At 71.5% G+C, this 14,431-nt stretch carries 16 protein-coding genes; 9 read left to right on the top strand and 7 right to left on the bottom strand.

What is annotated here, in order from left to right; translation table 11 throughout:
- Positions 1 to 189: 189 nt before the first annotated feature.
- A complete protein-coding gene (locus ACZ4Z2_RS27780) occupies positions 190 to 693 on the top strand; it encodes a hypothetical protein (protein WP_468079589.1) in 504 nt (167 codons plus the stop codon).
- Between the two features lie 31 nt (positions 694 to 724).
- Here the strand turns inward: ACZ4Z2_RS27780 and ACZ4Z2_RS27775 are convergent, their stop codons facing one another.
- The 3 genes from ACZ4Z2_RS27775 to ACZ4Z2_RS27765 form a co-directional block, all read right to left on the bottom strand.
- Complete coding sequence (locus ACZ4Z2_RS27775; RefSeq protein WP_468079588.1) at positions 725 to 1,693, bottom strand: aldo/keto reductase; 969 nt, start codon at positions 1,691 to 1,693, stop codon at positions 725 to 727.
- Between the two features lie 134 nt (positions 1,694 to 1,827).
- Positions 1,828 to 3,210, bottom strand: a complete 1,383-nt coding sequence (locus tag ACZ4Z2_RS27770; protein ID WP_468079586.1) for an MFS transporter — start codon at positions 3,208 to 3,210, stop codon at positions 1,828 to 1,830.
- Between the two features lie 116 nt (positions 3,211 to 3,326).
- Entirely contained in the window at positions 3,327 to 3,932 is a 606-nt protein-coding gene (locus tag ACZ4Z2_RS27765; RefSeq protein WP_468079585.1) for a LysE/ArgO family amino acid transporter, read from the bottom strand.
- Positions 3,933 to 4,010: 78 nt separating this feature from the next.
- On the opposite strand from ACZ4Z2_RS27765, the gene ACZ4Z2_RS27760 reads away from it, so the two are divergent.
- Positions 4,011 to 4,922, top strand: a complete 912-nt coding sequence (locus ACZ4Z2_RS27760) for a LysR family transcriptional regulator ArgP (RefSeq protein ID WP_468079583.1) — start codon at positions 4,011 to 4,013, stop codon at positions 4,920 to 4,922.
- 124 nt (positions 4,923 to 5,046) lie between these two features.
- On the opposite strand, the gene ACZ4Z2_RS27755 is transcribed toward ACZ4Z2_RS27760, so the two are convergent.
- Positions 5,047 to 5,718 (bottom strand): NUDIX domain-containing protein, encoded by a 672-nt coding sequence (locus ACZ4Z2_RS27755; protein WP_468079581.1) that lies wholly within the window; start codon positions 5,716 to 5,718, stop codon positions 5,047 to 5,049.
- Between the two features lie 102 nt (positions 5,719 to 5,820).
- Between ACZ4Z2_RS27755 and ACZ4Z2_RS27750 the strand changes: the two genes are divergently transcribed.
- Positions 5,821 to 6,495 (top strand): AIM24 family protein, encoded by a 675-nt coding sequence (locus ACZ4Z2_RS27750; RefSeq protein WP_468079579.1) that lies wholly within the window; start codon positions 5,821 to 5,823, stop codon positions 6,493 to 6,495.
- Between the two features lie 85 nt (positions 6,496 to 6,580).
- Positions 6,581 to 7,207, top strand: a complete 627-nt coding sequence (locus ACZ4Z2_RS27745) for an alpha-ketoglutarate-dependent dioxygenase AlkB (RefSeq protein WP_468079577.1) — start codon at positions 6,581 to 6,583, stop codon at positions 7,205 to 7,207.
- A gap of 100 nt (positions 7,208 to 7,307) precedes the next feature.
- On the opposite strand, the gene ACZ4Z2_RS27740 is transcribed toward ACZ4Z2_RS27745, so the two are convergent.
- Positions 7,308 to 8,519, bottom strand: a complete 1,212-nt coding sequence (locus tag ACZ4Z2_RS27740; protein ID WP_468079575.1) for an FAD-dependent monooxygenase — start codon at positions 8,517 to 8,519, stop codon at positions 7,308 to 7,310.
- 337 nt (positions 8,520 to 8,856) lie between these two features.
- Between ACZ4Z2_RS27740 and melC1 the strand changes: the two genes are divergently transcribed.
- Both melC1 and melC2 read left to right on the top strand, forming a co-directional pair.
- Positions 8,857 to 9,225: an apotyrosinase chaperone MelC1 gene (gene melC1 / locus ACZ4Z2_RS27735; protein WP_468079574.1), complete on the top strand. Its 369-nt coding sequence runs from the start codon at positions 8,857 to 8,859 to the stop codon at positions 9,223 to 9,225.
- Positions 9,226 to 9,278: 53 nt separating this feature from the next.
- Entirely contained in the window at positions 9,279 to 10,106 is an 828-nt protein-coding gene (gene melC2, locus ACZ4Z2_RS27730; protein WP_468079572.1) for a tyrosinase MelC2, read from the top strand.
- Here the strand turns inward: melC2 and ACZ4Z2_RS27725 are convergent.
- Both ACZ4Z2_RS27725 and ACZ4Z2_RS27720 read right to left on the bottom strand, forming a co-directional pair.
- Positions 10,103 to 10,825, bottom strand: a complete 723-nt coding sequence (locus ACZ4Z2_RS27725) for a ribonuclease H family protein (protein WP_468079571.1) — start codon at positions 10,823 to 10,825, stop codon at positions 10,103 to 10,105. The two genes, melC2 and ACZ4Z2_RS27725, sit on opposite strands and share 4 nt — an antisense overlap.
- 74 nt (positions 10,826 to 10,899) lie before the next feature.
- Positions 10,900 to 11,706 (bottom strand): VOC family protein, encoded by an 807-nt coding sequence (locus ACZ4Z2_RS27720; RefSeq protein WP_468079569.1) that lies wholly within the window; start codon positions 11,704 to 11,706, stop codon positions 10,900 to 10,902.
- Between the two features lie 205 nt (positions 11,707 to 11,911).
- On the opposite strand from ACZ4Z2_RS27720, the gene ACZ4Z2_RS27715 reads away from it, so the two are divergent.
- From ACZ4Z2_RS27715 to ACZ4Z2_RS27705, 3 genes are all read left to right on the top strand, one after another.
- Positions 11,912 to 12,346, top strand: coding sequence for a DUF6153 family protein (locus ACZ4Z2_RS27715; RefSeq protein ID WP_468079567.1), 435 nt, complete (start codon positions 11,912 to 11,914; stop codon positions 12,344 to 12,346).
- A 278-nt stretch (positions 12,347 to 12,624) separates the two neighbouring features.
- Complete coding sequence (locus ACZ4Z2_RS27710; protein ID WP_468079566.1) at positions 12,625 to 13,299, top strand: DUF3105 domain-containing protein; 675 nt, start codon at positions 12,625 to 12,627, stop codon at positions 13,297 to 13,299.
- Positions 13,300 to 13,420: 121 nt separating this feature from the next.
- Positions 13,421 to 14,341 (top strand): SGNH/GDSL hydrolase family protein, encoded by a 921-nt coding sequence (locus tag ACZ4Z2_RS27705; protein WP_468079565.1) that lies wholly within the window; start codon positions 13,421 to 13,423, stop codon positions 14,339 to 14,341.
- Positions 14,342 to 14,431: the final 90 nt, after the last annotated feature.

Genomic DNA, 14,431 nt, shown 5'->3' with positions numbered 1-14,431 from the left:
CTGGTCGGCGACCGCCTCGCCGAACTCGCGGGCCGTCGCCGACGACACCCTATGCCGACGCCCGATCTTGGCCTGACGGCGGGTAGTTGGACACCGGCGGCGTGATCCGCCGTCAGCCGGAGTGCCCCGCCCTCGGTGCGCGGTGGATTCGGCTTGGGGCGTCGGTCGTGGAGCTGAGAGACTGCAGCCATGGCCCCCACGCTCACGCCCGCACGCGCCCTGCTGATGCTCACCGCCGGTCTGACCTGCCTGCTCATGGCGGGCGGCGCCCTCATCGGCGCGTTGCTCGGCGGTGGGCTCGTCGCGCTGGGCGCGGCGGTGTGCGCGGGCCTCGTGGGCATGGTGGGGTCGCTGATCGTGCGGCGGCGGGCGATGGCGCACTTCGTCATGGCGCAGCGCCAGGCGGGACAGCGCGGGTACGCCGAGGGGATCGCGCACGGGGTACTCATCCATGTGACCGCGTACGAGGCCGCCGTCTTCCCCCGTACCGGGCCGTCCGGAGTCACCGCCGAGGAGCGTGCGGCCCGGCGCACGATCGCCTATCGGATGGCCGCCCTCGACGAGGTGCCCCAGCGGGTGCGGCTCGCCGCGGCGGACGCCCTCGCCCTGCTGGACAGGACGGACCGGGAGGGCGCCGAGGAGGCGCTCACCCGGCTCGCCACGACCGTGCGCCAGGAGTACACCCGCCCTTGACGCGGCCCTCGGCGAAGGGCGGTCGACGGGCTCAGTGGCCGCTGATCGCGCGGGGCGTGTACGGCCGCTCCAGCTCCTCGATCTCCTTCTCGGTGAGGGTGACGTCGAGGGCGGCCACGGCATCGTCGAGGTGGTGGGGCTTGGTGGCGCCGACGATGGGTGCGGTGACGGTGGGCCGGCTCAGCAGCCAGGCGAGGGCGATACGGGCCCGGGGGACACCGCGCTCGACGGCGATGCGGGTGACCGCGTCGACGATCTCACGGTCGCCCTCCTGGTAGAGGCTCCTGCCGAAGGCGTCGGCCTCGGTGCGCTCGGTGACGGTGCCCCAGTCTCGGGTGAGACGGCCGCGGGCGAGCGGGCTCCAGGGAAGCGTGGCCACGCTCTGGTCCTCGCACAGCGGCAGCATCTCCCGCTCCTCCTCGCGGTAGAGGAGGTTGTAGTGGTTCTGCATGGACACGAACGGCGTCCAGCCGTTCATCCGGGCCGTGTACTGCATCTTCGCGAACTGCCACGCGTACATCGAACTCGCCCCGAGGTAGCGGGCCTTGCCCGCCTTCACCACGTCGTGCAGGGCCTCCATCGTCTCCTCGACCGGCGTGTTCGGGTCGAAGCGGTGGATCTGGTAGAGATCCACGTAGTCGGTGCCGAGACGGCGCAGGCTGTTGTCGATCTCCGTCATGATCGCCTTGCGGGACAGTCCCCAGGCGTTGGGGCCCTGGTGCATGGCGCCGTTGACCTTGGTGGCGATCACGACCTCGTCGCGCCGCGCGAACTCCGCGAGGGCGCTGCCGACGATCTCCTCGCTGGTGCCGTCGGAGTAGACGTTCGCCGTGTCGAAGAAGTTGAGCCCGGCGTCCAGGGCCCGGCGGATCAGCGGGCGTGACGCCTCCTCGTCCAGGGTCCATTCGTGGGTGCCGCGCTCGGGGAGCCCGAAGCTCATGCACCCCACGCAGATCCGGGACACGTCCAGACCCGTCGAACCGAGCTTCACGTACTCCATCGTCAGTACTCCTGCCTGTGGGGGGCGATGGGTAGGCAGCGTACGCAAGATCGCGTGCGCCCTCTTCTCCCTTTCCCCCGGGGCACCCCCGGATGCCGGCGCCGCTCCTGCGGATGCCGGCGCCGTGCCGTCACCTACGCGCCGCCCTCGACCCGGTGGCGGCGCAGGGCCGGGGTGACCGTCGCGAGGAGCAGGACGGCGGCGACGACCAGCAGGCCCCCGCCCGCCACGGCCGTACGGGCGCCGAAGGCGGAACCGGCGGTGCCGTGCAGGACGTCGGCGAGACGGGGGCCGCCGGCCACGACCACGGTGAAGACGCCCTGCATACGGCCGCGCATCTCGTCGGTGGCGGCGGACAGCAGGATCGCGCCGCGGAACACCATGGAGACCATGTCCGCGACACCGGCGGCGGCGAGGAACGCCACGGCCACCCACAGGCTGGTGCTCAGCCCGAAGCCGGTGATGGCCGCGCCCCAGGCCAGGACGGCCAGGAGGACCATCGGACCGTGCCGGGAGGAGCGGGAGAACGTGCCGGACATCAGCCCGCCCAGGACGGCACCGATGGGGATGGCGGCGAACAGCAGCCCGAGGGCGAGTCCTTCGCCGTAGGGGGCGAACGTGGTGTCGGCGAGCTGCGGGAACAGGGCGCGGGGCATGCCCAGCACCATCGCGATGATGTCGGCGAGGAAGGACAGCAGGAGCACCTTGTGCAGGGCGATGTAGCGGAAGCCGGCGGCGACCTCCCGCCAGCCGGCGCGCCGGGTCGTGGCGGTGTCCAGGGGCGGCAGGGCGGGCAGTTTGTACACCGCCCACAGGGTGACGCACAGGGCTAGCGCGTCGATCAGGTACAGCTCGGCCAGGCCGATCACCGGAATGAGGGCGCCCGCGAGCAACGGCCCGGCCACCAGCCCGAGTTGCATCACGGTCGAGCCGAGGGCGGCCGCGGCGGCCAGTTCACCGGCGGGGACGAGACGGGCGATGGAGGCGTTGCGGGCGGGTGAGTTGAGGCCGAAGAACGCCTGCTGGACGGCGAGCAGCACGATCAGCGCCCACACCGAGTCGAGGCCGGCCGCGGCCTGGACCCAGAACAGCACCGACGTGACGGCGATCCCGGTGTTGGTGACCAGGAGCAGGGTGCGGCGGTCGACGCTGTCGGCGACGGCGCCTCCCCACAGCGCGAAGAGCACCATGGGGAGCAGTCCGGCGAGGCTCGCGTAGCCGACCCACGCCGAGGAGCCGGTGATGTCGTAGATCTGCTTGGGCACGGCGACGGCGGTCAGCTGGCTGCCGACCGCCGTGACGACGGTGGAGGACCACAGGCGCCGGTAGGCGGGGCGGCGCAGCGGGCGGGTGTCCATCGCGAAGCGGCGCCAGCCCTCGCGGGGCACGGCGGCCGAGTCGCCGTCCGGGCTGGTCGCGGTCCCCGAGTCGCCCTCCGGTGCGGTGTTGTCGCCCCCCGGGGCAGCGTTGTCGCCCTCCGGTGCGGTGTTGTCGCCGGTGCTCCTGGTGGTGTCCACGCGCATCCTGTTGCTCGATACATCTTTCGATACGGGCACCAATATCGCGGAGATCACCATCGGTGGGACAGCGGGTTCTCCGCCGTCTCACATGCTGTCGGCGGCCCTGCGTCCGCTCACGCCCCGGCGATCAGCATGCCGCCGAGGGCGAGCATGGTGACCGCGACAAGTCCGTCCAGGGCGCGCCATGCCTCGGGGCGGGACAGGAAGCGGCTGAGCAGCCGGGCGCCGAAGCCGAGGGCGGCGAACCAGCACAGGCTCGCCAGGGCCGCGCCGATACCGAAGGTCCAGCGCAGGGGGCCGCGGTCGGCGGCGATGGAGCCGAGCAGGAAGACGGTGTCGAGGTAGACGTGGGGGTTCAACCAGGTCAGGGCCAGACAGGTGAGGACGGCACGGCGTACGGAGCCCGCCGTTCCGCTCCCGGCCCGCAGCGCGTCCCCGGCGGGCTTGAGCGCCCGGCGCGCGGCGAGGACGCCGTAGACGACGAGGAAACCGCCGCCGACGAGGGCGACCGCGGTGAGGACGTCCGGCCAGGCGACGACCACGGCGCCGACCCCGGCGACGCCGAGCGCGATCAGCACCGCGTCGGACAGGGCGCAGATCGCCACGACCGGGAGCACCGCGTCCCGGTGCAGTCCTTGGCGCAGTACGAAGGCGTTCTGGGCGCCGATGGCGACGATGAGGGAGAGGCCGGTGCCGAATCCGGCGCTGAGGGCGGTCATTTCGCTGATCACAGGACCGACGCTAGAAAACTCGGGAGCATGCGTACAGCTAAAGATTCTTACGTATCATTAGTGTTCGTGATGCCCCAGCTCCCGCTCGATCTCGTCCGGACCCTGCTGGCCGTGGTGGACGAGGGCACGTTCGACGCCGCAGCCGGCGCGCTGCATGTGACGCCGTCGGCGGTCAGCCAGCGGGTCAAGGCCCTGGAGCAGCGCGTCGGCCGGGTTCTGCTGATCCGGGAGAAGCCGGTGCGGCCGACGGAGTCCGGCGAGGTGATCGTCCGGTTCGCCCGCCAGCTGTCCCGCCTCGAACACGACGCGCACGCCGCCCTCGGCATGACGGGCCCCGGGGAGGTGACCCGGGTGTCGATCGCGGTGAACGCGGACTCGCTGGCCACGTGGTTCCTGCCCGCCCTGACCCGGGTGCCCGAGGGGCTGCGGCCCTGTTACGAACTGCTCCGCGAGGACGAGCAGCACACGGCCCGGCTGCTGCGCGAGGGCCTGGTGATGGCCGCGGTCACCTCCTCGCCGGACGCCGTGGCCGGCTGCTCGGTGCGGGCTCTCGGCCGGATGCGGTACCTGCCCGCCGCGGCTCCGGTGTTCGCCCGGCGGTGGCTGGACGCCGGGCCGGACGTGCCGCTGGCGGAGGTGATCGCCGACGCGCCGGTGGTGTTCTTCGACCGGCTGGACCAGTTCCAGGACGCCTTCGTACGGGAGCTGACCGGGGGCCGCCCGGCGTCGGCGCGACGGCACTACGTGCCGACGTCGGAGGGCTTCGTGGACGCGGTGGCCGGCGGGATGGGCTGGGGCATGGTGCCCGCCACCCAGGCGGAGCCGCTGATCGAGGCGGGACGGCTGGTCTCCCTGGCGCCGGACCGGGCGGTGGACGCGCCGCTGTTCTGGCAGCAGTGGAAGCTGGACTCCCCGGCGCTGATCGCGGTGGCCGAGGCGGTCGCCGCCGAGGCCGCCGAGGCATTGGAGGGCCCCTGACGCCGAGACCCTGGAGGGCCCCTGACGCCGAGACCCTGGAGGGCCCCTGACGCCGAGGCCCTGGACGGCCCCTGACGGCCATGGCGTCGTGGGATCACGCCGGGAACGGACCCCGGCGAGGGGGTCACGCCTTGAAGGGGCCCTCCAGTGCCGCCCATTGCAGCAGCATGATCGTCTTGGCGTCGGCGATCTCCCCGCTGCGGATCATCTCCAGGGCACGCCGGAAGGGCAGTTCGACGAGCTCGATGTCCTCGCCTTCCTCGTCGAGGCCGCCGCCCTCGTGGGTGCGGGTCGAGGGGCTGTACGGAGCGGCGAAGAAGCTGATCCGTTCGGTGACGGAGCCGGGGCTCATGTAGATGTCGAAGACGTGCTGGATCTCGCCGATCGTGTGGCCCGTCTCCTCGACGACCTCTCGGCGGACGGCGACCTCGGGGTGCTCGTCCTCGTCGTCGAGCAGACCGCCGGGCGTCTCGACGAGCATGCCGTCGGGGTGGCCGTTGACGTACGCGGGGTAGCGGAACTGGCGGGTGAGGAGGACGGTTTCGCGTGCGGTGTCGTAGAGCAGGACGGTGGCGCCGTTGCCCCGGTCGTGCGTCTCGCGTTCCTGGGTGCTCCAGGTGCCGTCGGCGTGCTGGAAGTCGAAGGTGGTGGTGCGCTCCACGTACCAGTGGCAGGACAGCAGTTTCACGTCCCGCACCTTGACCCGGGGGTTTCCGGTGAGGTCGCGCCCCGTGCGGTCGAGTCCGGTGCGGCCCCGGCGGTCGGGGATGTCGACGCCGACGTTCTTGTTGGTCATGCCCGCTTCTACCATTCCCTTCCCGACGGGTGCCAGGCCGCTCAATTGCCCTGCTCCGCGCGTCGCTTGGCGGAATGCGGGGCTCCGGGCCAGCATGCCCGTATGAAGAGCGATCTTTTCTCGAACGAGCACATGGTCCAGCCGGCGTACGCGCCGGGGATGAGTGTGCAGAACGCCAAGTCCATCAAGTACGCCGTCAACGGTGAGATGCTCGCGCGGCAGGGCGCGATGATCGCCTTCCGGGGGAACCTGCAGTTCGAACGCAAGGGCCAGGGCGTGGGCGGCATGCTCAAGCGCGCGGTCACCGGTGAGGGCCTGCCGCTGATGGCGGTGCGGGGTCAGGGTGAGGCATGGTTCGCGCACGAGGCGCAGAACTGCTTCATCGTCGACATCGAGCCGGGTGATGTGTTCACCGTCAACGGGCGCAATGTGCTCTGTTTCGACTCGACGCTGTCGTACGAGATCAAGACCGTGAAGGGCGCCGGCATGACCGGTGGCGGGCTGTTCAACAGCGTGTTCACGGGCCAGGGCAAGCTGGGTCTCGTCTGCGACGGCAACCCGCTCGTCATCCCGGTCTCGCCGCAGCTCCCGGTGTTCGTCGACACGGACGCGGTCGTCGGCTGGACGGCCCATCTGCACACGTCGCTGCACCGGTCGCAGTCGTTCGGCTCGATGATCCGGGGCGGCTCCGGGGAGGCCGTGCAGCTGAAGCTGGAGGGTGAGGGGTTCGTGGTCGTACGGCCGAGCGAGGTGACGGCGCAGCCCCAACAGCACTGACCGCTGGCGGGGAGGGGGCCGGGCCGGGCGGGCAGGGTACGCCCGTGATCGAACATGCTTTCTATTGCCGAGGTAGGCTGCCGGTATGGCCATGCACCTCCAGGGCTCCCTCTTCGACCAGTCCGACGACCTCCGCCTCGGCCCCCTCGACGGGGTGAGCCGGCGCGAGCTGGGCGCCGGCGCCTGGATCGACCTGCTGCCCGGCTGGCTCACCGGCGCCGACGCCCTGTTCTCCCGGCTCGCCGAGGAGGTGCCCTGGCGGGCGGAGCGGCGGCAGATGTACGAGCAGGTGGTCGACGTACCCCGGCTGCTCGCCTTCTACGGCGCCGACGACCCGCTGCCGCACCCCGTCCTGGAGGAGGCCCGGGACGCGCTCTGCGCGCACTACGCCGAGGAGCTGGGCGAGCCGTTCGCCACGGCGGGGCTGTGCTACTACCGCGACGGCCGGGACAGCGTGGCCTGGCACGGTGACCGGATCGGGCGGGGCGCCCGCGAGGACACGATGGTGGCCATCCTGTCCGTGGGCGACCCCCGCGATCTGGCCCTGCGGCCGCACGGCGGCGGCGAGGCGCTGCGGTTCCCGCTGGGGCACGGCGACCTGATCGTGATGGGCGGCTCCTGCCAGCGCACCTGGGATCACGCCATCCCCAAGTCGACCCGGGCGGTGGGACCGCGCATCAGCATCCAGTTCCGGCCGCAGGGCGTCCGCTAGGTCGTGTCCGCGAAGTCCCGCCCGCCCCGCCCTCCGGGCGGACGACGGGACTTCGCGGACACGACCTAGCCGGTCCGGCGGCCCATCGCTCGCCGGGCGCCTATTTCCGGGTGGCGAGCGCGCGGGACTGGGAGGTCCGGGCCAGCTTGGGGCCCAGCCAGCGCTTGAGGCGGCGCAACGCCTCCAGTCGGCCGGCGGCGCGGTCGAGACGGTAGTAGAGCTGCGGCGGCACGTACGGCAGCAGCGGGGAGTGCCGCTGGCCGAGCAGGGCGAACATCTGCTCCGGGGGGAGATGGATGTAGCGCTGGAGGTTCTCGTACCACTGCGCGCTGTAGCGGGCCGCGCTCTGCAGCCGGAGGAGGTCGGCCTTGCGCCGGCGCTCGTACACGGCGAGCGCGCTCTCCTTGTCCGGGTGCGCGCCGAGCGCCTGCGCCAGGCAGATGGCGTCCTCCAAGGCGAGGGTGGTGCCGGCGCCGATGGAGTAGTGGGTGGTGTGGGCGGCGTCGCCGAGCAGGACGACGTCGCCGTGGTGCCAGGTGCGGTTGGTCAGCGTACGGAAGGTGAGCCACTGGGCGGCGCCGTCACCCTGCTCCCGGCCGATCAGCGGGTGCCCGTCGAGGATGTCGGCGAAGATCTTCTCCAGCCGGGCCAGCCCGTCCGCCTCCCCCGCGCCGTCCAGGCCGAGGCCGGCGAGGGTCGCAGGGGAGCACTCGATGACGCAGGTGCTCTGCTCGCCGCTGAAGGGGTAGCCGTAGGCCCAGATCCAGCCGTGGTCGGTCTCCTGGAACGAGAAGGTGAAGGAGTCGAGGACCTTGGTGGTGCCGAGCCAGATGTAGGTGTTGCGACCGAGCGCGATGTCGCTGCCGAACCGGTCGGCGTACCGCTCGCGCACCGCGCTGTTGACGCCGTCGCCCGCCACCACGAGGTCGGCGTCGGGAAGGTCGTCGGCGGTGACCTCGTGCTCGTACTCCACGCGCACCCCGAGAGACCGGGCACGTTCGCCGAGGAGTTCGAGCAGCCGGTGGCGGCCGATGCCGAAGCCCTGGTCGCCGGGCTGGACCGTGGTGCGGTCGCGGACGTGGGCCACGCCGCTGGTCCAGCTGACGGAGTTCTCACTGATGGCGAGGGCCGTCTCGGGGTCCCCCTCGCGGAGCTTGTCCAACAGCCCGGACCAGTAGGTCACACCCCAGCCATAGGTCGACCCGGCAGGGTTCCGTTCGAGGACGGTGATGTCGTGGGACGGGTCCTGACGCTTCATCAGGATGGAGAAGTACAGGCCTGCGGGTCCGCCGCCGACGCACGCGATCTTCACGCACACTCCCATTTCGCTGCGCAAAGCGATCAATTGACCACGAAGAGTAGCAGTGCGGGTGCGGTCCGGGTTCGCGTCACTTCGCGCGCGTGACTCCGGCCACTGGGAACGGATCACCACCGCAAGATCATCTGCGACGACCGCCCCATCGCGCGGAATATCTCCTTCCGCGCCCACCCGGGGGCACACGACAGCAAGATCATCTTCGTTCAAGCTTGTACGACATTTGCTTAATTGTCCGGATCGCAGCCAACCGGCTTCCGGCGATTTCTCCGATGATCCACTCCATCGATAGGCATGGCGGGTCAACGAAATCCCCTTCCCAGGAGGACTCCGCATGCCTGACATCACCCGCCGCCGCGTCCTCGGAGCCGGAGCCGGAGCCGCCGTCGCGGTGGCCGTGACCGCCGGCGCCTCCGCCCCGGCCGCGGTCGCCGACGACCACGACCACCACGGCGGGCCCGACGCCTTCGACGAGGTCTACCGGGGGCGCCGCATACAGGGCCGGGCGACGGCGGGCGGCGGCCACCATCACGGCGCCGGTTACGCGGTCTTCATCGACGGGGTCGAACTGCACCTGATGCGGAACGCCGACGGCAGCTGGATCAGCGTCGTCAGCCACTACTCCCCCGTGCCGACCCCGCGCGCCGCCGCACGCGCCGCGGTCGACGAACTCCAGGGCGCCCGTCTCGTCCCCTTCAACTGACCGCACTCACCCGCACCACGAGCACGACCAGCACCACGAGGAGCCGCGCACCCATGACCATACGCAAGAACCAGGCCGCCCTGACCGCCGACGAGAAGCGGCGCCTCGTCGCCGCGCTGATCCAACTCAAGCGTTCCGGCCGCTACGACGACTTCGTCACGACGCACAACGCGTTCATCCTCGGCGACACCGACAACGGCGAACGGACGGGCCATCGTTCGCCGTCCTTCCTGCCCTGGCACCGCAGATTCCTGCTGGAGTTCGAGCGGGCCCTGCAGTCCGTGGACCCCACCGTCGCCCTGCCCTACTGGGACTGGACGACCGACCGCACACCGCGTTCCTCGCTCTGGGCGCCGGACTTCCTCGGCGGCACGGGCCGCAGCCGCGACGGCCAGGTGATGGACGGGCCGTTCGCCGCGTCCACCGGGAACTGGCCGATCAATGTGCGCGTCGACGGACGCACCTATCTGCGCCGCGCCCTCGGGAACGGGGTGCGGCAGCTGCCGACGCGGGCCGAGGTGGAGTCCGTCCTCGCGATGCCGATGTACGACATGGCGCCCTGGAACAGCGCCTCGGACGGGTTCCGCAACCATCTGGAGGGCTGGCGGGGCGTCAACCTCCACAACCGCGTGCACGTCTGGGTGGGCGGCCAGATGGGGACCGGCGTCTCCCCCAACGACCCGGTCTTCTGGCTGCACCACGCCTACATCGACAAGCTGTGGTCTCAGTGGCAGCGCCGCCACCCGGGCTCGACGTACCTGCCGACGGCCGGGACCCCGAACGTGGTGGATCTCGACGAGACCATGAAGCCGTGGAACGACACGACGCCGGCCGCGCTGCTCGACCACACCCCGCACTACACCTTCGACACGGCCGGCTAACCGGCTTCGGTCCGCTCCGCCGTACGGCACTCCGGGTGGCCCCAGCCCTGGTCGTTCTTGGCGATGGGCTCGCCCGCGGCGTACGAGCGGCCGCACACGCAGCGGCCGGGGAACTTCGCCTTGATCGTGCGGGACGAGGACGAGGACGACCCGGTCCTGCCGCCGGCCCTGCCGGGCCTCTTCTTCGCCGGGGCCCGGCGGGCGGGGACCGTGTCGGGTGCGGCCGGGGGCTCCGGGGAGCCCAGCTCACTGCCGGCGGGCTCCTGGACGGTGGCCGCCTGGCTCGCCGCGCGGTCGGCGAAGTCGTTGAGGCGGTCGCCGTCGACCTGGTGGGCGGGGACGTAACGGAACTCGACGGTGCGGCCGGCGAGCAGCTCGTCGATACGGACGACCAGTTCCTGGTTGGCGACCGGCTTGCCGGCGGCCGTGCGCCAGCCGTTGCGCTTCCAGCCGGGCAGCCAGGTGGTGACCGCCTTCATCGCGTACTGGGAGTCCATCCGGATCTCGATCGGGACGTTCGGGTCGGTGGCGGCCAACAGCCGCTCCAGCGCCGTCAGTTCGGCGATGTTGTTGGTGGCCCTGCCCAGCGGGCCGGCCTCCCAGCGGGAGGGGATCTCGTCGTCCTCGGCGACCACCCAGGCCCAGCCCGCTGGTCCCGGGTTTCCCTTGGACGCTCCGTCACAGGCGGCCACAACACGTTCCGGCATGGCGTCGATCATGCCATGCGCGGGGGTGCGGTCCCGTCCACGGCCCCGCTCCCCCGCCCCTCCCGCGTCCCTCCCGTGCGGCCGGCTCAGTCCACCGCTCTCAGCTTCGGCATCTCGCCCTGGGTGTGGGTGACGTCGATCACCGAGAACGAGGCGCCCTGCGGGTCGCTGAGGGCCGCGAAGCGGCCGAAGGGGGTGTCCATCGGGCCGAAGCGCAGGACGCCGCCCAGCTTGGTCGCCTTGGCGACCGCGTCGTCGCAGTCGGCGACCGTGAAGTAGACGTTGATGTAGGACGGGACCTCGGGCGGGAAGTCGTCGGTCATCTTCATCCGGCCGATCAGGGGCTCCTGCCCCAGGTCGAAGACCCGGAAGTCCATGCCGGGTTCGTCGGGGGCCTCCATCTGCCGGGCCCGGTAGCCGAAGACCGCGGGGAAGAACGTGTCGGACTTCTCCACGTCACGGGTGAAGATCTCGGCCCAGGCGTACGCGCCCGGCACGCCCATCGCCTCGAAGCCCTCATGGATGCCCGCCTGCCAGACCCCGAAGACGACGCCTTCCGGGGAGCGGGCGAGGAGCATGGAGCCGAAGTCGCCCACCCGCATCGGATCCATCAGCAGCTCGCCGCCGTGTTCACGGATCTTCGCGGCGGTGGCGTGCACGTCGGAGGAGGCGAAGTACAGGCACCAGGCGGACTGGCCCTCCTGGCCGGGCATCGGCGGGACGACCGCGGCCACCGCCTTGCCGCCCGCGTACGCCTGGGTGTAGTTGCCGTACTCGGAGAACGCCTCGCCGAACGTCCAGCCCAGTACCTCGCCGTAGAAACTCTTGGCCCCCTCGATGTCGCTGAACATCGCGTCGGCCCAGCAGGGGACTCCCTCGGGACGTGCGGCCATGACTGCCCCTCTCCTCGGTTCGACGGGTGGTTTCCGCGGCTCTCACGCTAGCCAGGGGCGGCCGCGACCGCGCGCCGAACGGGACAGAGCGCATGAAATCACCCGGCCGGGGACGGGGATCGCCGGGGCGGGTCCACGGCCGGGGGTCTTCTGATAATTTCAGCGACGCTCGCACTCCTGTTCACTCGACTCTCAGGTGCGCCCCATGTCCGGCCGACCGTTCCGACGTACGGCGATGCCGTGCGCCCGCGACCGGTGGACCTACGCCCTGGTCGTCGTCTCCGTGGCGCTGGCCGCGTTCGTGCTGTCCTGCGGGGGCCCGCCTCCCGGTGAGGGGGCGCGGCGGACCGGTCCCCCGTTCACGGGCCCGGTGTACTCCGCTGAGGTGGCGGGGGCGTCCGTCGTCGCGGCGGGGGCCGACCACGCGGACCACGATCCGTGCGAAGAGGGTCCCGGACACGACTGCCACTCGTCCGATCCGCGGGCCGTTCTCGGCCACGCGCCGCTGCCGGGCGCCGACCGCAGCACCGTGCCCTGGCAGCCCGCCGCCGTGACCGTCCTGTCGGCGCTCGCCCCGGCCCGGACGCCGGGGCGGGCCCGCCCGCCCGATCTCCACGCCCTGCAGCTGCTACGGGTTTAGAGCCTGTCGTGTGGATCGCGCCCGGGCCGCGGGGCTCGGCACGCACATCTGCGGCGTTGTCGTCGGTTGCCAACTCCCCCATCGCGTTGACGCCCTCCTCCGCCTCGCAGCCGCACGCGCCAAGCCCCGCTCACCCGGCAGCCATCAAGGTGCCGTAGCTCGAAGCCGGCGTGATCCAAACGACAGGCCCCAGGCCGCGCCGCACCGCACCCGAGACACCGAAGACGACTCGCAGCACCGCCTGCCCGGGCAGGGCACGGCGGGGAGAGGGACATCCCGTGGCCACATCCAAGGCGAAGGCCGGCAAGAACCCCAAGGGCAACAAGGAGAGCGCGAAGAGCAGGGAGGCGGCGCGGCGCGCCCGCGTCGAGGAGATACGCAAGGCCGAGCAGGCCCGTGAGCGGCGGATGCGTCTGATCACGCTCGGCGTCACCACGGTGATCCTCGCCGGGCTCGTCGGCGGCGGCTGGTACCTGATCGACGCCGCGCAGGACAAGGAGGAGGCGAAGGCCGCTCCGGTCGAGGGCGTGAAGAGCTGGTCGAAGCTCACCCAGAACCACGTCGACGGTGCCGTGAAGTACAAGATGAGCCCGCCGGTGGGCGGCGACCACAACCAGGTGTGGGTCAACTGCGACAAGCAGGTGTACACCAAGGCGGTGCCGAACGAGAACGCGGTGCACGGGCTGGAGCACGGCGCGGTGTGGGTGACGTACAACGACAAGGCGGCGAAGGCGGACGTCGAGTCGCTGTCCGACCTCGTGAAGAAGACGTCGTACACCTTCATGAGCCCGTACGAGGACCAGTCGTCGCCGATCGTGCTGAGCGCCTGGGAGCACCAGCTGAAGGTGGACAAGGCGTCCGACCCGAGGGTGCGGAAGTTCCTCGACAAGTACGTCCAGGGTGAGCAGACGCCTGAGCCGGGTGCCGCGTGCACGGGCGGTATGACGCCATGAGGTGAGCGTGCGGGGGCGTCCGGCCGGGCCGGGCGCCCTCATGGCCGGTGAAGGACTTCCGCCCTGTGCCGGGCTGTGCTTGCCTGGTGAGCCGTTTCGGTGGCCGGGGCGGGAGTCGCGTATGCGCAAGCCGTGGATCGTGGCAGTGGCGGGGGCGGTGCTGTCCGCGCTGCTGCTCGGCGCGTGCGGGGACCCCCGGTCGGCCCCGGACGAGGCACCGGTGGCGCCCTCGGCGCCGGACGGGTCGCCGACCACCCGGCAGCGGGCGGCCACCGCGTCCCCTGGCGCGCCCGCTCCGAAGCCGGCGCCCGAGGTGCTCTACCTCGGGGACTCGATCGCCACGGAGAACCAGCGGGTCCTCGGGGAGTTGCTCAAGGACGGGCTGCACGCCGGGTACACGAGTGTCCCCTACTCGGGCACGACGCTCTGCGACTACCTGGAGGGCACCACCGACCGGTCGCTGGTACCGCCCGCGGACAAGGCGGCGGCGCTGGTGCGGCGACTGCGCCCGGACTACGTCGTGCTGCAGTTCTGGGGCAACGCGTGGGACTACACGCCGTGCATGGACGGCGTCACGTACGGCGGGGACCGCACCGAGTACTTCACCCGGTACGCGGCCGCGGCCGAGCGGCTCACCGAACAGATCGCGGGGGCGGGCGGCACACGCCGTCCGACGATCGTGTGGGTGCTCCAGGGGCCGGACCCGATGACCCCGGACCGGGTCCGCCGGGTGAACGCGCTGTACGAGAAGCAGGCCCGGGCCTCCGGTGACATCGTGGCCGACGCCGGCAAGGCGGTGAGCCCGGCCGCCGACCGCTACACCTGGGCGCAGTACCTGCCGTGCACCGCCTACGAGCGCGCGCACGAGGGCTACTGCACCCAGCCCGAGCGGGGCCGCACGGCCGTCCACCACGACAAGGACCTGCTGCACTTCTGTCTGGCCCCCACGACCTCGAAGCCCAGGCCGTGCCCGGTGCGCTCCCCCGGGGTCACGAGGATGGCCCGCGAGATCACGCGGGCCATCGCGCGGGCGAACTCCTAGTAGTGCTTGGTCAGGTCGTTATCAGTTCTGGCATGTTGCGGTGACAGGTGGGACAGGCGCCGGTCCAGACCGCGAGGAGTAACTGCAGCT

It is taken from the genome of Streptomyces sp. NPDC030183 (assembly GCF_055573455.1).
Note: the sequence above shows the minus strand (reverse complement) of the source record. Positions and strands in the feature narration are given on the sequence as shown.